Source organism: Pseudomonas sp. NFX98 (genome assembly GCF_047784845.1).
In the GTDB taxonomy this organism is placed as follows: Bacteria; Pseudomonadota; Gammaproteobacteria; order Pseudomonadales; family Pseudomonadaceae; genus Aquipseudomonas.
Genome location: NZ_JBLNNF010000020.1, coordinates 127,373 through 153,011 on the forward strand (window position 1 = coordinate 127,373; position 25,639 = coordinate 153,011).

The window sequence follows — 25,639 nt, forward strand, 5'->3', positions numbered from 1 at the left end:
GTTTCTTGATTCCCGACGTTGCCTCTTCTGGGGCCGGGCCCCGACTGTAGACGCCCTCGATTCAGCGAGCGGCGATGTTCAGCTGTTTATTATTGGGAAGCCATAATGATTGGCATAAAAAATATAGCGAGTTACGTGCCGACAGCCGGGGTTGATAACTACGCCCAGGGTGCAAAGTTCGACAAGGACGAAACCTTTATCCTTGGCAAGATCGGCTCGGCATTTTTGCCGCGCATGGATGCCGATCAGGAAACTTCCGATCTGTGTGTCGAAGCCGCCAATGCGCTGTTCGCCGCCAGTCCTGAACTCAAGCGTGAAGCCATCGATTGCCTGATCGTCGTCACCCAGAACGGTGACGAAGAAGGATTGCCGCACACCGCCGCAATCGTTCAGGACAAATTGGGCCTGCCGACCCACGTCGCCGCTTTCGATATTTCCCTGGGCTGTTCCGGCTATGTGTACGGCATCTATGCGATCAAGGGGTTCATGGAAGCGGCAGGGCTGAAAAACGGCCTGCTGATCACCGCCGACCCGTATTCGAAGATCGTCGACCCTGAAGACCGCAACACCACCATGCTGTTTGGCGATGCTGCCACCGCCACCTGGATGGGTGAAAACGCGGTGTGGCAACTGGGCAAGTCGAAGTTCGGCACCGATGGTTCCGGCGCGCCGCACCTGAAAGTCACTGACGGTGTGTTCTTCATGAATGGCCGTCAGGTCTTCAACTTTGCACTGTTGAAAGTCCCGGCGCATTTGCATGAGCTGCTGGACGAGTCGAATCTGCAAGCTGGCGATATCGATGCCTTCTGCATTCACCAGGGCAGTGCGGCCATCGTCGATGCGGTGGCGCGCCGCTTTGAAGAAGGTGAACCGGAGAAGTTCGTCAAGGACATGCTCGAAACAGGCAACACGGTTTCATCGAGCATTCCGCTGCTGCTGCAGAACCACGTGTTCGATTCCAAATGGACCCGTGTCGCCATCAGCGGCTTTGGCGTAGGCTTGTCGTGGGGTTCGGCAATTCTCTATCGCGGTTGATCGATCCGATATCTGCTGCAATAAAAACGCCCGGAAATAAATCTCCGGGCGTTTTGCCATTTTCTGGCGCCGATTTTCTGTCTCTAAAGCCTTGAAAATAAAGGGCTGGCAAGCTGCCACTAAAAAATTCGAAAAAACCCCTCAAGCAAAGCCACCTCACGACGATAACTATTACGTAGGTTCTCTAGGCCAAACCCGACGGATGTCAGGGCCGGAAGCCGAAGTATCCATCCAACGAGGATTTCGTCATGGCTTTAACAGTAAACACCAACATTGCATCGCTGAACGTTCAAAAGAACCTGACCCGTTCGTCCGACGCTCTGCAAACTTCGATGCAACGCCTGTCTTCCGGCCTGCGTATCAACAGCGCTAAAGATGACGCTGCTGGCCTGCAAATCTCCAACCGTCTGACCAGCCAGATCAACGGCCTGCAAACCGCTATCAAGAACGCCGGTGACGGTATCTCCATCGCGCAAACTGCTGAAGGCGCGATGCAAGAATCCACCAACATCCTGCAGAAAATGCGTACCCTGGCTCTGGCTTCCGCGAACGGCTCGCCAAGCGCTGAAGACCGTAAGTCGAACAACGCTGAATACTCGGCTCTGACCGCTGAATTGACCCGTATCGCTACCACCACTACCTTCGGTGGTCGTAACCTGCTGGACGGTGGTTTCGGTACTACCGCTTTCCAGGTCGGCGCCAACGCCAACCAGACCATCAACATGACTCTGGGCGACGTATCGGCTAACAACATCGGCTCCCAGCAGCTGAAATCCGTGGCCATCCCGCCTTCGCTGGCTGGTGTTACCGGTGGTGCAATCGCTATTACCGGTGGCGGCCAAACCGCTAGCATCACCACCGTTACTGGCCAGTCTGCCAAAGCTACCGCTGCTCAAATGAACGGCGCCATCGGCGGCCTGTCGGCTACTGCCAGCACTGAAGCCAAGTTCACTGTTAACACTGCAGCGATCACTGGTGCACTGCCAGGTACTGCGAACTTCACCATCAAGGTAGGTTCGGGTACTGCGGTCAACATCGTTGGTGTAACCGACACTGCTGGCCTGGCTGACCAACTGAAGTCCAACGCCGCCAAACTGGGCATCAGCGTTAACTTCAACGCCACCACCAGCAACCTGGAAATCAAATCCGACACCGGTGAGAACATCATCCTGAACGGTGGTGACGCCAGCGCAATCGCCGGTATCTCGATCGCTGCCAAAGACGGTGCTGGCACCTACGGCACTGCTGTTGCCGCTGCTGCAACTGCAGTCCAGGTGACTGGTGCAGTTTCCCTGAACTCCACCAACAGCTACTCGCTGAACGGCGCTGGTGCAACTGGCCTGTTCGTTGCCGCCGGTACTACCGTCAGCTCGGCTAAGACCGTTGTCAGCAACACCGACGTGACCACCGCCACCAACGCGCAAAACGCTGTTGACGTGATCACCCAGGCAATCGCCAACATCGACTCCCAGCGTGCTGACCTCGGTGCTGTACAAAACCGTTTCGACAGCACCGTGGCCAACCTGCGCAGCATCTCGGACAACTCCACTGCTGCTCGTGGCGTGATCCAGGACGTCGACTTCGCGTCGGAAACTGCTCAGCTGACCAAGCAACAAACCCTGCAACAGGCTTCCACTGCGATCCTGTCCCAGGCTAACCAGCTGCCATCCGCTGTACTGAAGCTGCTTCAGTAATTCCAGCGCTTGGTGACTGACGGAAGGGCGCGTTTACGTGCCCTTTCGTCTTTTCCGTGATGAGGAGATTTAGCATGGACATGAGCGTTAAGTTGAACTTGTCTTATCCGGCCGTTGCTCCTCAGAGTGCAGCGCCGAATGCCCCCGTCAAACAGGATCAGCCTAAGGTTGAAGCCGTTGCGTCATCGGGCTCCGAGCCCAAGCGCGACGACCTGGAGAAGGCCGTTACCGATATTCAGGAATTTGTTCAGGCTGCCCAGCGCAAACTGGATTTTTCCATTGATGATTCTTCCGGCCGGGTCGTGGTCAAGGTTATCGCCACCGAAACCGGTGACGTGATTCGCCAGATCCCTTCGGAAACCGCACTGAAACTGGCACAAAGCCTGTCGGACGCCAGTAGTTTGTTGTTTGACGACAAAGTCTGAACTGGCATGAATTTTGTTGCTGTCGCTGATTAAGATGCACTTAGTCAAGATGTCGGCAGCCACTGGATAAGGAGAGAGATGATGGCGGGTACAACGGTTAGCGGTATTGGTTCGAACATCGATACCCAGTCGATCGTGAAGTCTTTGGTGGACGCGGAACGCGCGCCCAAGCAAACGCAGATCAACAATCAGACGCTGAAAGCAACCACCTCGCTGTCGTCCATCGGCAAAATCCAGGCAGCGCTGGACGCCTTCCGCAGCGCACTGGACAACATGAAAACCGCCTCCAGCTTCAGTGGCTTGAGCGGTACTTCTTCCGATGAAAAGGTCGCCACTGTGACTACCGGTAACGGTGCAGCGGCGGGTAGTTTCTCGCTGTTGGTCACCAAGCTGGCAACCGCCTCGAAGATTTCCACCCAGGTTTACGCGGGCGGTGCGTCTTCGGTGGTCAACGCCGGTTCCGTGCCCACCACGCTGAGCATCAAGCAGGGCAGCGACACGTTCGACGTCAGCATTCCTGCGGGCGCGACCTTGCAGCAAGTGCGCGACTCGATCAACTCGCAGTACGCCAACAAAGGGCTGAGCGCCAACATCCTGACCGACGCTAGCGGCTCTCGCATGGTGTTGACCTCGACCACGACCGGTGTTGGTACGGATCTGACGTTGTCGGGCAACTCGGGCCTGCAAACGGGTGTCACCGTCCTGGCTCCGCCGCAGAACGCCGAGTACGTTCTCGACGGTGTGTCCATGATCTCCAAGACCAATAACATCGCCGACGCGGTGAGCGGGATCACACTCAAGCTGACCGGCGTATCGCCGACGCCGTCCGGTGGCGGTGCCGCAACACCGGCAACCATCACTGTGTCTGCGAGCACTGCGACACTGAAGTCGGCGGTCAAGGGTTTTGTCGATACCTACAACGCCCTGATCAAGGCTTCGAATTCCGAGACCCAAGTCACCACCAATCCTGATGGTTCTGTGACTTCGGGCGCTCTCACGGGCGATGCCTCCTTGCGTTCATTGATGTCGTCGGTGCGTACCGAGTTGAACGCGATGGGCGGGACGGGGGATTTGAAGTCACTCGCTCAGTTTGGCGTCAAGACTGATCAGAAAACCGGGTTGCTGTCCGTCGACGATAAATTGTTCGACGCCGCCGCGCTGACCAACGCTGCCGACATCAACGGTATCTTTACCGGTGACACCGGTTTGCTGGCGCGCATGAAGACCGCCACCGACAGCTTTGCCCTGAGCAAGACCGGTGTGTTCGCTGCGCGTTCTGCAACCCTGACCGACAGCCTGAACGACTTGAAAAAGCAGCAGGACTCCCTCGATGCACGTATGGCCAGCCTGCAAACCAGCCTGACGGCCAAGTACACCGCGATGGACTCCCTTGTGGCCAAGCTGCGGGCACAGAGCGACAGCATCATGACCACGCTCAATGCGCTGAACAATCCGAAAGACAACTGATCCGGATCAGGCATGAAAAAACCCAGGCAGTCTGTAATGACAGTGCCTGGGTTTTTTCATTGGTGGCGGGTCTGCGTTAAAGTTATGTGTCGTTCAGTCGACATAAAGACCAGAGCAATCCTTTTTCAGTTGTTATCTGTCACGAGGTAGAAACATGAACCCCATGAGAGCCCTTCGCCAATATCAGAAGGTCAATTCCCATGCTCAGATCTCTGAAGCCAACCCTCATCGCCTGGTACAGCTGCTGATGGAAGGCGGGCTGGATCGCATGGCCCAGGCCAAAGGCGCGATGGAGCGGGGCGACATCGCGCTCAAGGGGTTGATGATGGGCAAGGCCGTGGACATCATCATTGGCCTGCGCGATGGCTTGAATCCGGAAAAAACCGACGATCCGGCATCGCTGCAGCAGCTCGACAATCTTTATGCCTACATGATGACGCGTCTGATGGAAGCCAATCGCGATAACGACGCGACGATCATCGACGAGGTGTCGGGTTTGCTTGAAACCCTGAAAAGCGGTTGGGATGCCATTGCCAATCAAACGGCCTGAAGGTCTGAGGATCACGTCATGAGTCAAGCACTGCGGCGTATAGAAGAAACCCGTGAAGCCCTGATCGACGCCTTGGCGGCGCGCAATTGGGATGCGATTGGCGAATTGGATACGGCCTGTCGCGAATGCGTTGACGAGGTGCTCAGCGAGGCGCCGATCGACGAAGAAGCATTGCGCAGTAATCTGGAAGGGTTGTTGGCAGTCTACAAAGACCTGCTGACCGCGACGATGGGTGAGCGCCAGGCGATAGTCGACGAGATGACGCAGATCAACCAAGCGCAAAACGCGGCAAAGGTTTACCATCTGTTTGGTTAATTGACGCCAGTTAATCCAAACATAGTGCGCCATAAATTTGACTGTGCACGGTTTTTTGACTTAACTAGTGGCTGTTCCAGATTTCAGTCGTCTTCAGGCATATTTATGCCTGCAAGCGTTTAGCTTGCCCCAGCATTTTGGGCATCGAGTTGACTAGGGAAGTTGCTATTGCATGTGGCGTGAAACCAAAATTCTGCTGATAGATGACGATAGCGTCCGCCGCCGCGACCTGGCGGTGATTTTAAATTTTCTCGGCGAAGAAAATTTACCCTGCGGTAGCCACGACTGGCAGCAGGCTGTCGGCTCTTTATCGTCTAGTCGTGAAGTGATCTGTGTCCTTATCGGGACGGTCAATGCTCCTGGTGCACTCATGGGCTTGCTAAAGACACTCGCGACATGGGATGAGTTCCTTCCGGTTTTGTTAATGGGCGATAATTCTTCCATTGACCTGCCGGACGACCAGCGTCGCCGGGTACTTTCGACGCTCGAAATGCCGCCCAGCTACAGCAAACTGCTCGACTCGCTGCACCGTGCCCAGGTCTACCGCGAAATGTACGACCAGGCCCGCGAGCGCGGTCGCCATCGCGAACCCAATCTTTTCCGCAGCCTTGTCGGCACCAGCCGGGCGATCCAGCACGTCCGTCAGATGATGCAGCAAGTGGCCGACACAGACGCCAGCGTGCTGATCCTCGGTGAGTCCGGGACCGGCAAGGAAGTGGTCGCGCGCAACCTGCATTACCATTCCAAGCGCCGTGAAGCGCCGTTCGTGCCGGTCAACTGCGGCGCGATCCCGGCTGAACTGCTGGAAAGCGAATTGTTCGGTCACGAGAAGGGTGCCTTCACCGGTGCGATCACCAGCCGAGCCGGACGTTTCGAACTGGCCAACGGCGGTACCCTGTTCCTCGATGAAATCGGCGATATGCCGCTGCCGATGCAGGTCAAGTTGCTGCGCGTATTGCAGGAGCGCACCTTCGAACGCGTGGGCAGCAACAAGACCCAGAGCGTCGACGTGCGCATCATTGCGGCGACCCACAAGAATCTCGAAAGCATGATCGAGATCGGCACGTTCCGAGAAGACTTGTACTACCGCCTGAACGTGTTCCCGATCGAGATGGCGCCGCTGCGTGAGCGCGTCGAAGATATTCCGCTGCTGATGAACGAGCTGATCTCGCGCATGGAGCATGAGAAGCGCGGTTCGATCCGCTTCAACTCCGCGGCGATCATGTCGCTGTGCCGTCACGGCTGGCCGGGCAACGTCCGCGAGCTGGCGAACCTGGTGGAGCGCATGGCGATCATGCACCCGTACGGTGTGATCGGCGTGGTCGAGTTGCCGAAGAAATTCCGCTACGTCGACGACGAAGACGAGCAACTGGTCGACAGCCTGCGCAGCGACCTTGAAGAGCGGGTGGCCATCAACGGTCATACCCCGGACTTCACGGCCAACGCCATGCTGCCGCCGGAAGGTCTGGACCTGAAGGACTACCTCGGTGGTCTGGAGCAAGGCTTGATCCAGCAGGCGCTGGACGACGCCAATGGCATTGTGGCGCGCGCCGCCGAACGCCTGCGTATCCGTCGCACCACACTGGTGGAAAAGATGCGCAAGTACGGCATGAGCCGTCGTGACGGAGATGAGCAGGCGGATGATTGACGCCTGTTTTTCAAGCGCTTCATTTATAAGCAGTTTTTTTTAGGCACGGGTATTGCTACGTCCCTCGCAACGTTCCGTTTCACTGACGGTCAGCCAAGCGAGAGAGCACGATGCCCCAAGTCGCCCAGATGTCTCCTGTCCCTAATGCCCTGGGGCAATCGTCGTCCGTAGAACAGGCAAGCCGGCTTGGCCTCGAGCAGGCATTCGCTCTGTTCAACCAGATGTCCAGTCAGTTGACCAGTTCCTACAGCATGCTCGAAGCCCGGGTCACCGAGCTCAAGGGTGAACTGGCCGTGGTCAGCGCCCAGCGCATGCAGGAACTGGCGGAAAAAGAACGCCTGGCCAACCGTCTGCAGAACCTTCTCGACCTGTTGCCCGGTGGCGTCATCGTCATCGACGCCCAGGGCATCGTGCGCGAAGCCAACCCGGCAGCCTGCGAACTGCTCGGCCTGCCGCTGGAGGGTGAGTTGTGGCGGCATGTCATTGCTCGCTGCTTTGCGCCTCGCGAAGACGACGGTCATGAAGTTTCACTCAAGGATGGTCGGCGCTTGTCGATCGCCACGCGCTCGCTGGATGCCGAGCCCGGCCAACTGGTGTTGCTCAACGACCTGACTGAAACCCGTCACCTGCAAGATCAGCTGGCGCGACACGAGCGACTGTCCTCTCTCGGGCGCATGGTTGCGTCGCTCGCTCACCAGATTCGTACGCCGTTGTCCGCCGCGCTGCTCTACGCCAGTCATTTGACTGAGCAGGAATTGCCGGTCGAGACCCAGCAGCGTTTTGCCGGGCGTCTCAAAGAGCGCCTGCACGAGCTGGAGCATCAGGTGCGCGACATGCTGGTGTTTGCACGCGGTGAATTGCCGCTGACCGATCGCGTAAGTCCCAAACAATTGATGCAGTCGCTGCAAGCGGCAGCCCTGACCCATGTGCAGGACCTGCCTATCCGCTGGCAGTGCGACAGCCATGCCGGCGAGTTGTTGTGCAGTCGCGACACCCTGGTCGGGGCCATCCTCAATCTCATCGAAAACGCTATTCAGGCCAGTGCCGGTGACGTGCACCTGAAGGTCCACCTGTATACCCGCGACAACCACTTGCGTGTGTGCGTCAGTGACAGCGGCAGCGGGATCGACGGCGTTGTGCTGGCGCGTCTGGGTGAACCGTTTTTCACCACCAAGGCCACCGGTACCGGCCTCGGCCTGACCGTGGTCAAGGCAGTTGCCCGTGCCCATCAGGGCGAGTTGCAATTGCGTTCGCGGGTGGGCCGAGGCACGTGTGCGCAGGTCATCCTGCCGCTGTTTGTCAGCGAAAAAAGCAGCGCTCAGGGAGCGGAGTGAAAGTCATGGGTATCAAGGTTCTACTGGTCGAGGATGACCGCGCTTTACGCGAAGCACTGGCCGATACGCTGTTGCTCGCCGGCCACGAATACAAAGCCGTCGGTTCGGCGGAAGAGGCCTTGGCCGCGGTCGAGGCCGAGGCGTTCAATCTGGTGCTCAGCGACGTCAACATGCCGGGCATGGATGGTCATCAACTGCTGGGCTTGCTGCGGGCGCGCCAGCCGCAACTGCCGGTGTTGCTGATGACGGCGCATGGTGCCGTGGAGCGCGCAGTGGATGCGATGCGTCAGGGCGCGGCAGATTATCTGGTCAAGCCTTTCGAGCCCAGGGCTTTGCTCGATCTGGTCGCCCGGCATGCGCTGGGCAGTCTCGGCAGTGCCGACAGTGAAGGGCCAATTGCCCTTGAGCCGGCCAGTGCGCAGCTGCTGGACCTGGCCGCGCGGGTAGCTCGCAGTGATTCCACGGTATTGATCTCCGGCGAGTCCGGGACGGGCAAGGAAGTGCTGGCGCGCTACATCCATCAGCATTCCCATCGCGCCAGTCAGCCGTTCATTGCAATCAACTGCGCGGCGATCCCGGACAACATGCTCGAAGCCACATTGTTCGGCCACGAAAAGGGCTCGTTCACCGGCGCCATTGCCGCGCAGGCCGGCAAGTTCGAACAGGCCGATGGCGGGACCATCCTGCTCGACGAAATCTCCGAAATGCCTCTTGGCCTGCAAGCCAAACTGCTGCGCGTGCTGCAAGAACGCGAGGTCGAGCGCGTTGGCGCGCGCAAGCCGATCACCTTGGATATTCGCGTGGTCGCGACCACCAACCGTGACCTGGCCGGGGAAGTGGCGGCGGGGCGTTTCCGTGAAGACCTTTACTATCGCCTGTCGGTGTTTCCGCTGGCGTGGCGTCCGTTGCGCGAGCGCACCGCCGATATCCTGCCGCTGGCCGAGCGGTTGCTGGCCAAGCACGTCAATAAAATGAAGCATGCCGCGGCGCGACTCTCGCCCGAGGCGCAAGCGTGCCTGATCGGTTACCCGTGGCCGGGCAATGTGCGTGAGCTGGACAACGCGATTCAGCGTGCGTTGATCCTGCAACAGGGCGGCCTGATTCAGCCGCAGGATTTCTGTCTGGCCGGGCCGGTCGCCTGCGCGCCATTGCCGTCGTTGGCGCCGGTACCGGTGCGTCCACTGGAAGTCGACGCCGAGTCTGCCGGTGCGCTAGGGGATGACCTGCGTCGTCGCGAGTTCCAGATGATCATCGACACCCTGCGCACCGAGCGTGGCCGTCGCAAAGAGGCCGCCGAGCGCCTGGGCATCAGCCCGCGCACCTTGCGCTACAAGCTGGCGCAGATGCGTGATGCCGGGATGGATGTAGAAGCATATTTGTTCGCCACCTGACCCTATTCCTGTAGGAGCGAGCTTGCTCGCGATGGTCGTTAACGATTGCGCGGGGTTTCAGGATAAACGCGTTGCTCTTGCGTCCTTCGCGAGCAGGCTCGCTCCTACAGGGGATCGTCTCGAAAGCTGGCACCCTTGTTGCTAACACCTCAGTACCCGCCGAGTGAGCGTCAAAAAATTGCGGGCCGCCAAAGAGAGAAATCATGAGCCAAGGTATTGAATTCAATCGGTTGATGCTGGATATGCGCGCCATGCAAATGGACGCCATGTCTGCGCCGAAATCGACTGCCGCCGTCCCTGAACTGAATGGCAGCAGCTTTTCCGACATGCTCGGTCAGGCCGTCAATAAAGTGAACGACACCCAGCAGGCTTCCAGTCAGTTGGCCAGTGCCTTCGAGATCGGTAAAAGCGGCGTCGACCTGACGGACGTGATGATTTCCTCGCAGAAGGCCAGCGTGTCTTTCCAGGCGTTGACCCAGGTGCGTAACAAACTGGTTCAGGCTTACCAAGACATCATGCAGATGCCGGTTTAAGGACGAGATTGAGTCATGGCAGAAGCAATCGCCGATAATGTTCCGGCCAAGGCCACACCGATAGACGGCAAGCCGCCGCTGTTCGGTCTGTCCTTCCTGGAAAACCTCTCCGAGATGACCATGCTGCGTCAGGTGGGCCTGTTGGTCGGCCTGGCCGCGAGCGTGGCGATTGGCTTTGCCGTGGTGTTGTGGTCCCAGCAGCCGGACTACCGTCCGCTGTACGGCAGCCTTGCCGGTATGGACGCCAAGCAGGTGATGGACACCCTGGCCGCCGCCGATATTCCCTACACCGTCGAACCGAATTCCGGTGCCTTGCTGGTCAAGGCCGAAGACCTGTCACGTGCGCGGCTCAAACTCGCGGGCGCTGGTGTCACTCCCAGCGATGGCAACATCGGTTTTGAAATTCTCGATAAAGAACAAGGCCTGGGTACCAGCCAGTTCATGGAAGCCACGCGTTATCGTCGTGGCCTCGAAGGTGAGCTGGCGCGCACGATTTCCAGCCTGAACAACGTCAAGGGTGCCCGCGTGCACCTGGCGATTCCGAAGAGTTCGGTGTTCGTGCGCGACGAGCGCAAGCCGAGTGCTTCGGTACTGGTTGAGCTGTACTCCGGTCGTTCGCTGGAGCCGGGTCAGGTGGTGGCCATCATCAATCTGGTGGCGACCAGCGTTCCTGAGCTGAGCAAGTCGCAGATCACCGTGGTCGACCAGAAGGGCAACCTGCTTTCCGATCAGGCGGAGAACTCCGAGCTGACCATGGCCGGCAAGCAATTCGACTACAGCCGTCGCATGGAAAGCATGCTCACCCAGCGTGTGCACAACATCCTGCAACCGGTGCTGGGCAACGATCGCTATAAAGCCGAAGTCTCGGCCGACGTTGACTTCAGCGCCGTCGAATCCACTTCCGAGCAGTTCAACCCGGACCAACCGGCGTTGCGCAGCGAGCAGTCGGTCAACGAACAACGCACCGCCAGCAATGGTCCGCAAGGTGTGCCGGGTGCCTTGAGCAACCAGCCACCAGCACCGGCGTCCGCGCCGCAAACCACGGGTGGCACTACCGCAGCGGCAGGCATGGTGCAACCAGGCCAGCCACTGATCGATGCCAACGGCCAGCAAATCATGGACCCGGCTACCGGTCAGCCAATGCTCGCGCCGTACCCGGCGGACAAGCGTCAACAGTCCACCAAGAACTTCGAACTCGACCGTTCCATCAGCCACACCAAGCAGCAACAAGGCCGTTTGAATCGCCTGTCGGTGTCGGTGGTGGTGGACGATCAGGTCAAGATCAACCCGGCCAACGGTGAAACCACCCGCGCGCCGTGGACCTCCGATGAATTGGCGCGCTTCACTCGCCTGGTGCAGGACGCGGTCGGTTTCGACGCTAGCCGTGGCGACAGCGTCAGCGTGATCAACATGCCGTTCTCCGCCGATCGCGGCGAAGTGATTGCCGATATTCCGTTCTACTCCCAGCCGTGGTTCTGGGACATCGTCAAGCAAGTCATGGGTGTCCTGTTCATCCTGGTGCTGGTGTTCGGTGTGCTGCGTCCGGTGCTCAACAACATCACCGGTGGCGGCAAAGACAAACAACTGGCCGGCATCGGCAGCGACGTCGAGTTGGGTGGCATGGGCGGCCTGGACGGCGAACTGGCCAACGACCGCGTCAGCCTCGGCGGCCCGCAAAGCATCCTGCTGCCGAGCCCGAGCGAAGGCTATGACGCACAGCTGAACGCAATCAAGAGTCTGGTGGCAGAAGACCCGGGTCGTGTGGCCCAGGTCGTGAAAGAGTGGATTAACGCAGATGAGTGATAACCGAGCCGTTGCCGCCAAGCTGTCCAAGGTCGACAAAGCCGCGATCCTGCTGCTGTCCCTTGGCTCTACCGACGCCGCCCAGGTGCTGCGCCACATGGGGCCCAAAGAGGTCCAGCGTGTGGGCGTGGCCATGGCGCAGATGGGTAACGTGCACCGCGAGCAGGTCGAGCAGGTGATGAGTGAGTTCGTCGACATCGTCGGCGACCAGACCAGCCTGGGCGTCGGCTCCGACGACTACGTGCGCAAAATGCTCACCCAGGCACTGGGCGAAGACAAGGCCAACGGCCTGATCGACCGCATCCTGCTGGGTGGCAACACCAGTGGCCTCGACAGCCTGAAGTGGATGGAACCGCGGGCGGTTGCCGACGTGATCCGTTACGAGCACCCGCAGATCCAGGCGATCGTGGTGGCTTACCTCGACCCGGATCAGGCCGGTGAAGTGCTCGGCAACTTCGACCACAAGGTGCGCCTGGATATCATCCTGCGCGTCTCGTCGCTGAACACCGTGCAGCCAGCGGCGCTGAAAGAACTCAACCAGATTCTCGAGAAGCAGTTCTCCGGCAACTCGAACGCCTCGCGTACCACGCTGGGTGGCATCAAGCGTGCGGCCGACATCATGAACTTCCTCGACAGCTCGATCGAAGGCCAGCTCATGGACTCGATCCGCGAAGTCGACGAAGACCTGTCCGGTCAGATCGAGGACCTCATGTTCGTGTTCAACAACCTGGCCGATGTCGACGACCGCGGTATCCAGGCACTGTTGCGCGAAGTGTCTTCCGACGTGCTGGTGCTGGCCCTCAAGGGTTCGGACGAAGGCGTCAAGGAAAAGATCTTCAAGAACATGTCCAAGCGTGCGGCCGAACTGTTGCGCGACGACCTGGAAGCCAAAGGCCCGGTACGCGTCAGCGATGTGGAAACCGCGCAGAAAGAAATCCTCACTATCGCCCGCCGTATGGCCGAGGCCGGGGAAATCGTTCTCGGTGGCAAGGGCGGCGAGGAAATGATCTAACACCATGGCCAAGCATGATGATTCACCCACTGACCTGATCCGGGCCAGGGATGTCAGTGGTTTCGATACCTGGGCGCTGCCCAGTTTCGACCCGCCGGCACCCGAGCCTGAACCGGAGCCGGAACCCGAACCGCCGGAAATGGAAGAAGTGCCGCTGGAGGAAGTCCAGCCACTGACCCTCGAAGAACTCGAAAGCATTCGTCAGGAAGCCTATAACGAAGGCTTCGCGGTGGGTGAGAAAGAAGGTTTCCACAGCACCACGCTCAGGGTTCGCCAGGAAGCCGAAGTGGCGCTTTCGGCCAAGATCGCCGGGCTGGAACAGCTGATGGCGCACCTGTTCGAGCCTATCGCCGAACAAGACACCCAGATTGAAAAGTCGCTGGTCGACCTCGTGCAGCACATCACCAAACAGGTGATTCAGCGCGAACTGGCCATTGACTCGACGCAGATCGAACACGTCATGCGCGAAGCCCTCAAGCTTCTGCCGCTGGGCGTGGGCAATGTGCGGCTGTACATCAATCCGCAGGATTTCGAACAGGTCAAAGCCCTGCGCGAACGCCATGAAGAAACCTGGCGCATCGTCGAAGACGAATCGTTATTGCCTGGCGGTTGCCGGGTCGAGACTGAGCACAGTCGCATCGATGCCACGGTGGAAACCCGCGTCAAACAGGTCATGGACAAACTGTTCGATCAGCTCCACGAGCAGGCCTTGCATCCGGCCGCGCCGGACGTGAGCCTTGAACTGCCGATCGACAGTAAGCCCGCAGCCGCTGCCGATCCGGACCTTCCCGATGCGCCTTGAACGCACCAGTTTCGCCAAGCGCCTCGGTAGTTACGCCGAGGCCACGGAACTGGCCGGCGCGCCGATCCTCGAAGGGCGCCTGCTGCGCATGGTCGGCCTGACCCTCGAAGCCGAAGGCTTGCGCGCCGCCATGGGCAGCCGCTGCATGGTGATCAACGACGACAGCTATCACCCGGTGCAGGTCGAAGCCGAAGTCATGGGCTTCTCCGGCAGCAAGGTCTTCCTGATGCCGGTCGGCAGCGTCGCTGGCATCGCGCCCGGTGCTCGCGTCGTTCCGCTTTCCGATACCGGTCGTTTGCCGATGGGCATGAGCATGCTCGGGCGCGTGCTCGATGGCGCCGGTCGTGCGCTGGACGGCAAGGGCGGGATGAAGGCCGAAGACTGGGTGCCGATGGACGGCCCGACCATCAACCCGCTCAAGCGCGAACCGATCAGCGAGCCGCTGGACGTGGGCATCCGTTGTATCAACGGCATGTTGACGGTCGGTCGCGGTCAGCGACTCGGCCTGTTCGCCGGTACTGGTGTCGGTAAATCCGTGCTGCTGGGCATGATGACCCGCTTCACCGAGGCCGACATCATCGTCGTCGGGCTGATCGGCGAGCGGGGTCGTGAAGTTAAAGAATTCATCGAGCACATCCTCGGTGAAGAAGGGCTCAAGCGTTCCGTGGTGGTGGCGTCCCCGGCGGACGATGCGCCGCTGATGCGTCTGCGCGCCGCCATGTACTGCACGCGAATCGCCGAATATTTCCGCGACAAGGGCAAGAACGTCCTGCTGCTGATGGATTCGCTGACCCGTTTCGCCCAGGCGCAGCGGGAAATCGCCCTGGCCATCGGTGAGCCGCCAGCGACCAAGGGTTATCCGCCGTCGGTGTTCGCCAAATTGCCGAAACTGGTGGAGCGGGCGGGTAACGCCGAGAAGGGCGGCGGTTCGATCACCGCGTTCTACACCGTGCTGTCCGAAGGCGATGACCAGCAGGACCCGATTGCCGACTCGGCGCGGGGCGTGCTCGACGGGCACATCGTGCTGTCGCGGCGATTGGCGGAAGAAGGTCATTACCCGGCCATCGATATCGAGGCGTCCATCAGCCGGGTGATGCCGGCGGTGGTGTCGCCGGAACACATGATGCGCGCGCAGTACTTCAAACAATTGTGGTCGCGCTATCAGCAGAGTCGTGACCTGATCAGCGTCGGCGCTTACGTCGCCGGTGGTGATCGCGAGACTGACCTGGCGATTTCCCTGCAACCGCAACTGGTCAAATACCTGCGCCAGGGCCTCAACGACAGCATCAGCCTGGGCGAAAGCGAAGCGTATCTCGCCTCGATCTTCGCGCCTGCGGCGGGCGGCTAACCGGTCATGGCCCAGACTCGGGCAGGGCGTCTGGCGCCCGTGGTGGAAATGGCCGAGAAGGCCGAGAAAACCGCGGTCCAGCGTCTGGGACACTTTCAGGGGCAGGTGCGTTTGGCCGAAAGCAAACTGGCCGACCTCGAAGCCTTTCGTCTCGATTATCAAGAACAGTGGATCGTGCGCGGCAGCAGCGGCGTGTCGGGCCAGTGGTTGCTCGGCTATCAGGGCTTTCTCGCGCAGTTGGGCACGGCCATTGATCAACAGCGACAAAGCCTGGCCTGGCACCAGAACAACCTGAACAAGGCACGGGACACCTGGCAACAGGCGTTCGCCCGGGTCGAAGGCTTGCGCAAACTGGTTCAGCGCTACGCCGATGAGGCGCGGGCACTCGAAGACAAACGCGAGCAAAAGCTGCTGGATGAATTGTCCCAGCGCTTGCCGCGGCAGGATGCGTATTGAGGGGCGGCTTTGAAAAGATCGCAGCCTGCGGCAGCTCCTACATTGACCGCGTGCAAATTCGATACTGTAGGAGCTGCCGCAGGCTGCGATCTTTTGATCCTGGCTTTTGCCTTGCCCCAACCTCTACCAAATGCTAAACCTTGTACAAGCAGGTTTACCAATGACAAGGAAGCCATGACATGTCAGTCGTTACAGAAGTCTCGCCGGATGGACAAAAACTGACGATATCGATCAAGGGACGCTTCGATTTCGCCAAGCATCAGGAATTTCGTGAGTCCTACGAAAGTCGGGATCTGGCCGAAGTCGTTGTCGATTTGAAGGAAGCAACCTACCTCGACAGCTCCGCACTGGGCATGCTGCTGCTGTTGCGTGACCACGCCGGTGGCGAAAATTCCGATATTCGCGTGGTCAACAGCAGTTCCGACGTGAAGAAGATCCTAGCCATCTCCAATTTCGACAAACTGTTCGACATCAGTTGATCGCCGTGCAGCCTGCACTCGAATCGCTGACGATCCTGATCGCCGAAGACAGCGCGGCCGACCGTATGCTGTTGTCGAGTATCGTCCGGCGTCAGGGACATCAGGTGCTGACGGCTGCCAACGGTGCCGAAGCGGTCGAGGTGTTTCGCCTGCAACGTCCGCAACTGGTGTTGATGGACGCAATGATGCCGGTGATGGACGGTTTCGAGGCCGCACAACAGATCAAGGCGCTGGCGGGCGAAAACCTGGTGCCGATCATCTTCCTCACGTCGCTGTCCGAAAGCGAAGCGCTGGCTCGCTGTCTGGAGGTCGGGGGTGACGATTTTCTGGCGAAGCCGTACAACCAGGTGATCCTCGCCGCCAAGATCAAGGCGATGGACCGCTTGCGGCGATTGCAGGCAACCGTGTTGCAGCAGCGTGACCAGATCGCCCGGCACCACGACTATTTGCTCAATGAGCAACGGGTGGCCAAGGCTGTATTCGACAAAGTGGCGCATTCCGGTTGCCTGAACGCGCCCAACATTCGCTATCTGCAATCGCCTTACGCACTGTTCAACGGTGATTTGCTGTTGGCCGCTTTTACTCCGGCGGGCGACATGCATGTGTTGCTCGGCGATTTCACCGGCCATGGCTTGCCGGCCGCCGTCGGCGCGATGCCGTTGGCCGAAGTCTTCTACGGCATGACGGCCAAGGGCTACGGCCTGGCGGAAACCCTGCGCGAGATGAATGCCAAGCTCAAGCGCATCCTGCCGGTGGACATGTTCTGTTGTGCGACGCTGCTGTGCCTGAGCTTTCAGCGGCGCTCGGTGGAAGTCTGGAACGGCGGCATGCCGGACGGCTATCTGCACAATATCGCCAGCGGTGAGCGCACACCGCTGATCGCCCGGCACTTGCCGCTTGGCGTGTTGAGCCCGCAAACGTTCGATGACCGCACCGAAGTGTTTCCGATGGCGCTGGAGGATCGGGTTTTCCTGTTGTCCGACGGGGTGATCGATACCTGCGATGCCAGTGACCAGTTGTTTGGCGTGCAGCGTTTGCAGCAGGTGTTTGCGGCCAATCGTCAGCCGGATGCGCTGTTCGAGGACATCCAGCAGGCGCTGCGGGACTTTGGTGGCGAGGCTCGCGACGATGTGAGCATGGTCGAAGTCAGTCTGTTGGAGCCGGCTCAGCTGAGTCCGCCCGCGCCGGTCTATTCCGACAGCGGCCAGTCCTGCCCGCTGGACTGGTCGGTGAGTTTCGAGTTTCGCGCCGCTACGCTCAAGCGCTTCAATCCGCTGCCGTACTTGTTGCAACTGTTGCTTGAGGTTCACGGTCTGCGGGCGCAGAGCGGGGCGCTCTACAGTGTGTTGGCCGAGTTGTATTCCAATGCCCTTGAGCATGGCGTGCTGGGCTTGGACTCAAGCCTCAAGCGCAGTGCCACCGGGTTTGGTCATTATTATCAGCAGCGCAATGCGCGTCTCGATGAGTTGCAGGACGGTTATGTGCGCGTGCACCTGCAAGTCACGCCGCTAGGCGAGGGCGGTTGCCTGGTGATTCGCGTCGAGGACAGCGGCAAGGGATTTGATGTTGACCGAGTATTGGAGCGCCCCGTGGATCCTGTCCGTTTGTCGGGGCGCGGTGTAAGTCTGGTCCGTCAGTTGGGGCGTAATGCCAGTTGGTCCGACGATGGTCGTACTGCCCGCGTGGAGTTTTTCTGGGAGGCTCTGGCATAATCCGCGCATTCTTGATCAAGGAGTGAGCAAGTGGCTGACAAACATCTGGACCCGGACGTGCTGAGCGCGTTGCGGGAAGTCATGGAGGATGAGTTTTCGACATTGGTCGATACCTTCCTCGCGGACTGCGAAGAACGCCTGCAACTTTTGCGTCAGGCGGATTCGGCTGCGCAATTGACCGAGATTGCCCACAGCTTCAAAGGCAGCAGCAGCAACATGGGCGCCATCAGGCTTGCCGAGCTGTGTGACACGCTTGAGCACAAGGCCAAAACGCTTTCGGCTGCCGATATCGACCAATTGATCGGCGAAATCGAAAGTGAGTTCGCCATTGTTCGGCCTCTCTATGAATCCGAGCGACAGCGATCCCCGGCGGCAAGCTGATTCGCCCCGCGCCTTTCGTCGTCATCCGGCGAAACTGGCGCGACCCTTGCAGATAACTCTCTAACTGTACCTACGATCCCAGTGCAGCGGAGACCGTTAAATGCCCGTTACCCCCAATAATCTTCTTCAGACCGTCGCGCCGGCCAAGGCGCAAGCCAGCGCCGCCAATTCAACGGCGCTGACCGCTGAGCCCGGGGACAAGGCTTCCAGCTTCGCTCAGGTGTATGCCAAGCAGGCTCAGAACAAGCCTGTCACGCCGGCTGATGGTGCTGCCAAACCGGTCCGTGACAAGGTTGCGGACGGCGCCGGCAAGAAGGACGTCGCCGACGACTCGTCTGCCGCCGCGGAACCGGCGGTTGCCGATAGCGGCAAAACCTTGCCCGCCGATAAACCGACACAGGCCGATGACAAGACCGCCAGCGATGATTCGGCGGACACCGCGCAGACGCCGGTCGTCGATGCCGCCCCTGTCGATCCGACGCTTGATCCTGCCTTGCTGCTGGCGGCGCAACCGGTAGTCACCACGCCCGTACCGGTTACTCCGCCGGTTGTAGAGGCTGCTGAGCCGTCGGTCGAAGCGCCAGTCGCAGCGGCAGTGGTCGCTGCGCCGCTTGCCGCTTCCACCGATACCGAATTCGATCCCGAAGCCGATCCTCTCGACGCATTGCCGGCCTTGCGCATGGCGATGGAGCAGAGCGGCCACGTTTCCGCTTCCAGCCAGGCTCAACCGAAAGCCGCACCAACGCCTGCCCAGGCGCAGGCCGATGGTGAGCAGACCGCGGCGCAGAACTTTGCCGCCGGCATGGCCAGCATGCTCGACGTGCAGGCCGACAAGGACAGCACCAGCCAGGGTGGCGAGAAGGCGTTCAGCGGTCTGATCGATGACGGCCTGAAGGATCTGAAGTCGGCCAGCAGCGATACCCGGGTCGACGATTTCGCCAACCGACTGGCGGCACTCACGCAAGCGGCTACGCCGAAAACCGCCAATGCGTTGCCGGTGAACCAGCCGATCGCCATGCATCAGAGCGGCTGGACCGAAGAAGTGGTGAACCGGGTCATGTACCTGTCCAGCGTCAACCTCAAGGCGGCGGACATTCAGTTGCAACCGGCTGAACTGGGGCGCCTCGACATTCGCGTGAACATGGTTCCGGATCAGCAGACCCAGGTGACGTTCATGAGCGCCCACCCCGGTGTGCGTGAAGCGCTGGATGGTCAGGTCCATCGCCTGCGCGACATGTTCGCGCAACAGGGCATGGGTCAGGTTGACGTCAATGTGTCGGACCAGAACCGTGGTTCGCAGGACCAGAGCCAGAATCAGCAGGCCCAAAGTGGACGTACCAGTGCCAGTGGTGGTCGTCTTGATTCAATGGATGACGAAATCGCTCCAGGCGTTGCCGAAGTCGCCACACCGGTTACCAGCGTGATCGGCTCCAGCGCGGTCGACTATTACGCCTGATAAAACGCCAAACCCCTGTAGGAGCGAGCCTGCTCGCGATGGTCGTTAACGAAAACGCGTGTTTGCTGGCTAAACGCGGCGCTTTTGAATTCTTCGCGAGCAGGCTCGCTCCTACATGGCATAACACTTGCTCTTGCCTATCCGTGCGACTGTGAAAACCCGAATAGTGACGGATTATTGGCATGGCGAAGAGCGAAGCAGCAGTAAAAGACCCCGCAACCAAAGGCAAACTCAAGCTGATTATCGCGGTCGTGGTGGCTCTGCTGCTGGCGATCGGTTTGTCCGTGGGGGCCACCTGGTACTTCATGCACAGCGCCCAGAGCAAGCCGGCGGCCGTGGTTGAAACCGCACCGCAGGGCAAGCAGCCGGCGATTTTCGAGTCGATGGCGCCGGCGTTTGTCGCCAACTACAACCAGAACGGCCGTCAGCGCTACATGCAGGTGAGCATCACCATGCTTGGCCGCAATCAGGCAGATCTGGATGCGCTCAAGGTGCACATGCCGGTGATCCGCAACAACCTGGTCATGCTGTTCTCCGGGCAGGACTTCGCCACGCTCGCGTCGCCGGTCGGCCAGGAAATGCTGCGCCAGAAAGCCACGGCCAGCGTCCAGGAAGTGGCGCAGAAAGAGCTTGGCAAAGTGGTCATCGAACAATTGCTTTTCACTAATTTCGTACTGCAGTAGGAACACGACATGGCCGTGCAGGACCTGCTGTCCCAGGATGAGATCGACGCGCTGTTGCATGGCGTGGACGATGGTCTGGTACAGACCGATAACGCTGCCGAACCCGGCACCGTCAAAAGCTACGACCTGACCAGCCAGGATCGCATCGTCCGTGGACGCATGCCGACCCTGGAAATGATCAACGAGCGTTTCGCCCGCTACACGCGCATCAGCATGTTCAACATGCTGCGTCGCTCGGCGGACGTGGCGGTCGGTGGCGTGCAGGTGATGAAGTTCGGCGAATACGTGCACTCGCTGTACGTGCCGACCAGTCTCAACCTGGTCAAGATCAAGCCGCTGCGCGGCACCGCGCTGTTCATCCTCGACGCCAAACTGGTGTTCAAGCTGGTGGACAACTTCTTCGGCGGCGACGGCCGTCACGCCAAGATCGAAGGGCGTGAATTCACCCCGACCGAACTGCGTGTGGTGCGCATGGTGCTGGAGCAGGCCTTCATCGACTTGAAGGAAGCCTGGCAGGCGATCATGGAAGTGAACTTCGAGTACATCAACTCGGAGGTGAACCCGGCGATGGCCAACATCGTCGGCCCGAGCGAAGCCATTGTGGTGTCGACCTTCCACATCGAACTCGATGGCGGTGGCGGCGACCTGCACGTGACCATGCCGTACTCGATGATTGAGCCGGTGCGCGAAATGCTCGACGCCGGCTTCCAGTCGGACCTCGACGACCAGGACGAACGCTGGGTCAACGCCCTGCGTCAGGACGTGCTGGATGTCGACGTGCCGATCGGCGCCACGGTTGCCCGCCGCCAGTTGAAACTGCGCGACATCCTGCACATGCAGCCGGGGGACATCATCCCGGTGGAAATGCCGGAAGACATGATCATGCGCGCCAACGGCGTGCCGGCCTTCAAGGTCAAGATGGGCTCGCACAAAGGCAACCTTGCGTTGCAGGTGATCGAGCCGATCGAGCGCCGTTGACCGGCGCTCGTACCCAATTCGCTGTTAACCGAATTCTGAATTTTTGCTCGCCGAGGACACATCATGGCTGACGATATGAACATGCAGGACGACCAGGCGCTGGCCGATGAGTGGGCTGCGGCCCTGGAAGAAACCGGCGATGCCGGGCAGGCTGACATCGACGCCTTGCTGGCAGCCGATTCTGGCGGTTCCGCGTCCAACCGCCTGCCAATGGAAGAGTTCGGCAGCGTGCCGAGAAACAACGATCCGGTCACGCTCGATGGCCCGAACCTCGACGTGATCCTCGACATTCCGGTGTCGATTTCCATGGAAGTGGGCAGCACCGACATCAACATCCGCAACCTGCTGCAACTCAACCAGGGTTCGGTGATCGAGCTCGATCGCCTGGCCGGTGAGCCGCTGGACGTGCTGGTTAACGGCACGCTCATCGCCCACGGCGAGGTGGTTGTGGTCAACGAGAAGTTCGGCATCCGCCTGACCGACGTGATCAGCCCAAGCGAACGCATCAAGAAGCTGCGCTGAGTGAAAAGGTTTCTCGGGGTTCTTCTGGCGTTGCCATTGAGCGTGCTGGCGGCCGAGCCTGCCGCCACGACTGCCGCTGCGCCAGTAGCCAGCAGTGGCGTGGCCGGGCAATTGACGCAACTGGTGTTCGGCCTGCTGCTGGTGCTGGGGTTGATCTTCTTCCTCGCCTGGCTGTTGCGCCGGGTGCAGCAGGCAGGCCCGGCGGGCAAAGGGCAGGTGATCGAGCTGATCGGTTCCCGCGCCCTCGGTCCGCGTGATCGTCTGATGCTGGTACAGGTCGGCAACGAACAGATTCTGCTCGGCCTGAGCCCCGGAACCATCACCGCGTTGCATGTGCTCAAGGAGCCGGTGCAGGTGCCGAGCGCGACTGAAAAGACCACGCCGGAATTTGCCCAGCGCCTGCTGGAGATCCTGGGCAAAGATCAGAAGGATAAGAAGTAATGGGTGCGTTACGCATCGTCTTGACGCTGGTCCTGATGCTGGCAGCGCCGTTGGCGTTTGCCGCCGATCCGTTGTCGATCCCGGCGATCACGCTGGGCACCAACGCCGAAGGTGCTCAGGAATATTCGGTCAGCCTGCAAATCCTGCTGATCATGACCGCGCTGAGTTTCATCCCGGCGTTCGTCATGCTGATGACCAGTTTCACCCGGATCATCATCGTCTTCTCGATCCTGCGTCAGGCCCTTGGGTTGCAGCAAACGCCGTCGAACCAGATCCTCACCGGCATGGCGTTGTTCCTGACCCTGTTCATCATGGCGCCGGTGTTCGACCGCGTGAATCAGGACGCCTTGCAACCGTATCTGGCGGAAAAGATGACCGCGCAGGATGCCGTGGCCAAGGCCCAGGTGCCGATCAAGGATTTCATGCTGGCCCAGACGCGCACCAGCGATCTTGAACTGTTCATGCGCCTGTCCAAACGTACCGACATCGCCACGCCGGATCAGGCGCCGCTGACCATTCTGGTGCCGGCCTTCGTGACGTCGGAGCTGAAAACCGCGTTCCAGATTGGCTTCATGATCTTCATTCCGTTCCTGATCATCGACCTCGTCGTGGCGAGCGTGCTGATGGCCATGGGTATGATGATGCTGTCGCCGCTGATCATTTCCCTTCCATTCAAAATCATGCTGTTCGTGCTGGTCGATGGCTGGGCGCTGATCATCGGCACCCTGGCCAGCAGCTTCGGCGGTGTCTCGCCATGACGCCGGAAGTTGCGGTCGACATCTTCCGTGAAGCGTTGTGGCTGACCACGCTGATGGTCGCCGTGCTGGTGATTCCGAGCCTGCTGGTGGGCCTGATCGTGGCGATGTTCCAGGCCGCCACCCAGATCAACGAACAAACCTTGAGCTTCCTGCCGCGCCTGTTGGTCATGCTGGTGACACTGATCGTGGCCGGGCCATGGCTGGTGCAGACCTTCATGGAATACATCCTGCAGTTGTACGGCAGCATTCCGCAGGTCATCGGTTAAGCCATGTCGTCGCTGCTGCAACTGACCGATACCCAGATCAGCACCTGGGTGGCGACGTTCATGTTGCCGCTGTTTCGCGTCGGCGCGCTGCTGATGGTCATGCCGGTGTTCGGCACCTCGCTGGTGCCCAAGCGCATACGGCTTTACTTCGCGATCGCCATCACGGTGGTCATCGCACCCAACCTGCCGCCCATGCCGCCAGTCAATGCGCTGGACTTGAGCGGGTTGCTGCTGATCGCCGAGCAGATTCTCGTCGGCGCGATCCTCGGTTTCTCCTTGCAGCTGTTCTTCCAGGCCTTTGTGGTCGCGGGGCAGATCGTCTCGATTCAGATGGGCATGGGCTTCGCTTCCATGGTCGACCCTACCAACGGTGTGTCGGTGGCGGTGATCGGGCAGTTCTTCACCATGCTGGTGACGCTGATGTTCCTGGCGATGAACGGCCATCTGGTGGTGTTCGAAGTGCTCACAGAAAGCTTCACCACGCTGCCGGTCGGTAGCGGCTTGATGGTCAACCATTATTGGGAAGTGGCCGGCAAACTGGGCTGGGTCCTCGGCGCGGCGCTGTTGCTGGTGCTGCCGGCAATCACCGCGCTGCTGGTGGTCAACATCGCGTTTGGCGTGATGACCCGGGCGGCGCCGCAACTGAACATTTTCTCCATCGGCTTCCCGCTGACCCTGGTGCTCGGGCTGTTCATCGTCTGGGTGGGGCTGGCGGACATTATCAATCAGTACCAACCGCTGGCCTCCGAGGCCTTGCAGTGGCTACGCGAACTGGCACAGGCGCGCTGACTCATGTCTGAAAGCGAAAGCGGTCAGGACAAAACAGAAGACCCCACGGAGAAAAAGAAAAAGGACGCCCGTGAGAAGGGTGAGATTGCCCGTTCCAAGGAACTTAATACGCTGGCGATCATGCTCGCCGGTGCGGGTGCGTTGCTGATATTCGGCGGAGCGCTGGCCCAGGAAATGATGGACCTGATGCGTCTGAACTTTTCGCTATCGCGAGAGGTGGTGCTGGATCAGCGTTCGATGGGCACCTATCTGCTGCACTCGGGGCAAATCGCCTTGCTGGCGATTCAACCGGTGATGATCACCTTGCTGCTGGCCGCGTTGATCGGCCCGATTTCCCTCGGTGGCTGGCTGTTTTCCGCCGGCACCATGGCCCCCAAGTTCAGCCGTATGAACCCCGGTGCCGGGCTCAAACGCATGTTCTCGGCCAAGGCTATTGCCGAACTGCTCAAGGCGCTGGCGAAGTTTTTCATCGTGTTGTTCGTGGCCCTGCTGGTGTTGTCGGCGGACATCGACGACCTGCTGCGCATCGCCCACGAACCCCTGGACCGGGCGATCACTCACAGCCTGCAAGTGGTCGGCTGGAGCACGCTGTGGATGGCCTGCGGCTTGATCATCATCGCGGCCGTGGACGTGCCGATCCAGCTCTGGGAAAGCATCAAGAAACTGAAAATGACCAAGCAGGAAGTGCGCGACGAGCACAAGGACCAGGAAGGTCGACCTGAGGTCAAACAACGCATTCGCCAACTCCAGCGCGAAATGTCCCAGCGGCGGATGATGGCGGCAATTCCCGACGCCGACGTGGTCATCACCAACCCGACCCACTACGCCGTAGCCCTCAAGTACGACCCGGACAAGGGCGGCGCACCGATGCTGATCGCCAAGGGCAGCGACTTCCTGGCGTTGAAGATTCGTGAGATCGCGGCGGCTAATGAGATTCTGCTGCTGGAATCGCCGGCGCTGGCGCGGTCCATCTACTACTCCACCGAACTTGAGCAGGAAATTCCCGGAGGGCTGTACCTGGCGGTCGCGCAGGTACTGGCTTACGTCTACCAGATCCGCCAATACCGCGCAGGCAAGGGAAAGCGGCCGGATCCGCTCAAGGATGACCTGCCGATTCCGCCGGACCTGCGCCGCGATTCCTGATTTTTTGTTGTCGGTGCCGGCCTCATCGCGAGCAAACTCGCTCCCACAGGGTTCCTGGCCGTACATGAATATTGTGTTCGCTGAGGATCAGTGTGGGAGATTCTATGGTTGAGGGGAAGCCCTCAACCTGCTTTCGGTTGGTATTCACCTTGCCCTTTTAGCAGTGCAAATACGATCCGGGCAAGCTTGCGAGCCAGTATCACCAGGGCCTGCGTGGT

The 25,639-nt window shown here is 59.9% G+C and carries 27 protein-coding genes and 1 pseudogene; 27 read left to right on the plus strand and 1 reads right to left on the minus strand.

Annotation, left to right across the window (positions count from 1 at the left end; translation table 11 throughout):
* The first annotated feature begins 105 nt into the window (after nucleotides 1–105).
* The 27 genes from ACM110_RS24505 (at nucleotide 106) to flhB (ending at nucleotide 25,421) form a co-directional block, all read left to right on the plus strand.
* The gene (locus ACM110_RS24505; protein WP_338582398.1) at nucleotides 106–1,035 is read left to right on the plus strand and encodes a ketoacyl-ACP synthase III; all 930 of its coding nucleotides are present in this window, start codon (nucleotides 106–108) and stop codon (nucleotides 1,033–1,035) included.
* 248 nt (nucleotides 1,036–1,283) lie between these two features.
* Nucleotides 1,284–2,729 (plus strand): flagellin, encoded by a 1,446-nt coding sequence (locus tag ACM110_RS24510; protein ID WP_416129796.1) that lies wholly within the window; start codon nucleotides 1,284–1,286, stop codon nucleotides 2,727–2,729.
* 74 nt (nucleotides 2,730–2,803) lie between these two features.
* Nucleotides 2,804–3,154, plus strand: coding sequence for a flagellar protein FlaG (locus tag ACM110_RS24515; protein ID WP_338582396.1), 351 nt, complete (start codon nucleotides 2,804–2,806; stop codon nucleotides 3,152–3,154).
* 81 nt (nucleotides 3,155–3,235) lie between these two features.
* On the plus strand, nucleotides 3,236–4,621 hold the full coding sequence (gene fliD, locus ACM110_RS24520; protein ID WP_416129797.1) for a flagellar filament capping protein FliD: 1,386 nt from the start codon (nucleotides 3,236–3,238) through the stop codon (nucleotides 4,619–4,621).
* A gap of 154 nt (nucleotides 4,622–4,775) precedes the next feature.
* Nucleotides 4,776–5,171: a flagellar export chaperone FliS gene (fliS, locus tag ACM110_RS24525; RefSeq protein WP_416129798.1), complete on the plus strand. Its 396-nt coding sequence runs from the start codon at nucleotides 4,776–4,778 to the stop codon at nucleotides 5,169–5,171.
* A gap of 18 nt (nucleotides 5,172–5,189) precedes the next feature.
* Entirely contained in the window at nucleotides 5,190–5,486 is a 297-nt protein-coding gene (gene fliT / locus ACM110_RS24530) for a flagellar protein FliT (protein WP_338582393.1), read from the plus strand.
* Between the two features lie 172 nt (nucleotides 5,487–5,658).
* Entirely contained in the window at nucleotides 5,659–7,134 is a 1,476-nt protein-coding gene (locus ACM110_RS24535; protein ID WP_338582392.1) for a sigma-54 dependent transcriptional regulator, read from the plus strand.
* 128 nt (nucleotides 7,135–7,262) lie between these two features.
* Nucleotides 7,263–8,468: a sensor histidine kinase gene (locus ACM110_RS24540; protein WP_416129815.1), complete on the plus strand. Its 1,206-nt coding sequence runs from the start codon at nucleotides 7,263–7,265 to the stop codon at nucleotides 8,466–8,468.
* A 5-nt stretch (nucleotides 8,469–8,473) separates the two neighbouring features.
* Nucleotides 8,474–9,859 carry a sigma-54-dependent response regulator transcription factor FleR gene (gene fleR, locus ACM110_RS24545; RefSeq protein ID WP_416129799.1) on the plus strand — a complete coding sequence of 462 codons (1,386 nt, stop codon included), beginning with the start codon at nucleotides 8,474–8,476 and terminating at the stop codon, nucleotides 9,857–9,859.
* Nucleotides 9,860–10,062: 203 nt separating this feature from the next.
* Nucleotides 10,063–10,392: a flagellar hook-basal body complex protein FliE gene (gene fliE / locus ACM110_RS24550; RefSeq protein ID WP_056853024.1), complete on the plus strand. Its 330-nt coding sequence runs from the start codon at nucleotides 10,063–10,065 to the stop codon at nucleotides 10,390–10,392.
* A 15-nt stretch (nucleotides 10,393–10,407) separates the two neighbouring features.
* Nucleotides 10,408–12,195 (plus strand): flagellar basal-body MS-ring/collar protein FliF, encoded by a 1,788-nt coding sequence (gene fliF, locus ACM110_RS24555; protein ID WP_416129800.1) that lies wholly within the window; start codon nucleotides 10,408–10,410, stop codon nucleotides 12,193–12,195.
* Nucleotides 12,188–13,207 carry a flagellar motor switch protein FliG gene (gene fliG, locus ACM110_RS24560; RefSeq protein ID WP_007983391.1) on the plus strand — a complete coding sequence of 340 codons (1,020 nt, stop codon included), beginning with the start codon at nucleotides 12,188–12,190 and terminating at the stop codon, nucleotides 13,205–13,207. Before fliF ends, fliG begins: the two co-directional genes overlap by 8 nt.
* A 4-nt stretch (nucleotides 13,208–13,211) precedes the next feature.
* Nucleotides 13,212–14,009, plus strand: coding sequence for a flagellar assembly protein FliH (fliH, locus tag ACM110_RS24565; RefSeq protein ID WP_416129801.1), 798 nt, complete (start codon nucleotides 13,212–13,214; stop codon nucleotides 14,007–14,009).
* Nucleotides 13,999–15,357 (plus strand): flagellar protein export ATPase FliI, encoded by a 1,359-nt coding sequence (gene fliI, locus ACM110_RS24570; protein WP_150704815.1) that lies wholly within the window; start codon nucleotides 13,999–14,001, stop codon nucleotides 15,355–15,357. Before fliH ends, fliI begins: the two co-directional genes overlap by 11 nt.
* Before the next feature lie 6 nt (nucleotides 15,358–15,363).
* Complete coding sequence (fliJ, locus tag ACM110_RS24575; RefSeq protein WP_338582387.1) at nucleotides 15,364–15,813, plus strand: flagellar export protein FliJ; 450 nt, start codon at nucleotides 15,364–15,366, stop codon at nucleotides 15,811–15,813.
* A gap of 179 nt (nucleotides 15,814–15,992) precedes the next feature.
* Nucleotides 15,993–16,292, plus strand: a complete 300-nt coding sequence (locus ACM110_RS24580) for an STAS domain-containing protein (RefSeq protein WP_416129802.1) — start codon at nucleotides 15,993–15,995, stop codon at nucleotides 16,290–16,292.
* Nucleotides 16,293–16,297: 5 nt separating this feature from the next.
* Complete coding sequence (locus ACM110_RS24585; RefSeq protein ID WP_416129803.1) at nucleotides 16,298–18,004, plus strand: ATP-binding SpoIIE family protein phosphatase; 1,707 nt, start codon at nucleotides 16,298–16,300, stop codon at nucleotides 18,002–18,004.
* 30 nt (nucleotides 18,005–18,034) lie between these two features.
* Nucleotides 18,035–18,385: an Hpt domain-containing protein gene (locus ACM110_RS24590; RefSeq protein WP_416129804.1), complete on the plus strand. Its 351-nt coding sequence runs from the start codon at nucleotides 18,035–18,037 to the stop codon at nucleotides 18,383–18,385.
* A 100-nt stretch (nucleotides 18,386–18,485) separates the two neighbouring features.
* Nucleotides 18,486–19,841 carry a flagellar hook-length control protein FliK gene (locus tag ACM110_RS24595; RefSeq protein ID WP_416129805.1) on the plus strand — a complete coding sequence of 452 codons (1,356 nt, stop codon included), beginning with the start codon at nucleotides 18,486–18,488 and terminating at the stop codon, nucleotides 19,839–19,841.
* A 182-nt stretch (nucleotides 19,842–20,023) separates the two neighbouring features.
* Entirely contained in the window at nucleotides 20,024–20,524 is a 501-nt protein-coding gene (gene fliL / locus ACM110_RS24600; protein ID WP_416129806.1) for a flagellar basal body-associated protein FliL, read from the plus strand.
* 9 nt (nucleotides 20,525–20,533) lie between these two features.
* Nucleotides 20,534–21,502: a flagellar motor switch protein FliM gene (fliM, locus tag ACM110_RS24605; protein WP_056853014.1), complete on the plus strand. Its 969-nt coding sequence runs from the start codon at nucleotides 20,534–20,536 to the stop codon at nucleotides 21,500–21,502.
* Nucleotides 21,503–21,565: 63 nt separating this feature from the next.
* Entirely contained in the window at nucleotides 21,566–22,024 is a 459-nt protein-coding gene (fliN, locus tag ACM110_RS24610; RefSeq protein ID WP_338582381.1) for a flagellar motor switch protein FliN, read from the plus strand.
* On the plus strand, nucleotides 22,025–22,465 hold the full coding sequence (gene fliO, locus ACM110_RS24615) for a flagellar biosynthetic protein FliO (RefSeq protein ID WP_416129807.1): 441 nt from the start codon (nucleotides 22,025–22,027) through the stop codon (nucleotides 22,463–22,465).
* Nucleotides 22,465–23,223 carry a flagellar type III secretion system pore protein FliP gene (fliP, locus tag ACM110_RS24620; protein WP_338582379.1) on the plus strand — a complete coding sequence of 253 codons (759 nt, stop codon included), beginning with the start codon at nucleotides 22,465–22,467 and terminating at the stop codon, nucleotides 23,221–23,223. The genes fliO and fliP overlap by 1 nt, the downstream gene beginning before the upstream one ends.
* Nucleotides 23,220–23,489, plus strand: coding sequence for a flagellar biosynthesis protein FliQ (gene fliQ, locus ACM110_RS24625; RefSeq protein WP_008058625.1), 270 nt, complete (start codon nucleotides 23,220–23,222; stop codon nucleotides 23,487–23,489). The genes fliP and fliQ overlap by 4 nt, the downstream gene beginning before the upstream one ends.
* 3 nt (nucleotides 23,490–23,492) lie before the next feature.
* Complete coding sequence (fliR, locus tag ACM110_RS24630; protein WP_416129808.1) at nucleotides 23,493–24,278, plus strand: flagellar biosynthetic protein FliR; 786 nt, start codon at nucleotides 23,493–23,495, stop codon at nucleotides 24,276–24,278.
* A 3-nt stretch (nucleotides 24,279–24,281) separates the two neighbouring features.
* The gene (gene flhB, locus ACM110_RS24635) at nucleotides 24,282–25,421 is read left to right on the plus strand and encodes a flagellar biosynthesis protein FlhB (RefSeq protein WP_416129809.1); all 1,140 of its coding nucleotides are present in this window, start codon (nucleotides 24,282–24,284) and stop codon (nucleotides 25,419–25,421) included.
* 122 nt (nucleotides 25,422–25,543) lie between these two features.
* On the opposite strand, the pseudogene ACM110_RS24640 reads toward flhB, so the two are convergent.
* Nucleotides 25,544–25,639: pseudogene (locus tag ACM110_RS24640) on the minus strand (IS110 family transposase); the annotation flags it as partial.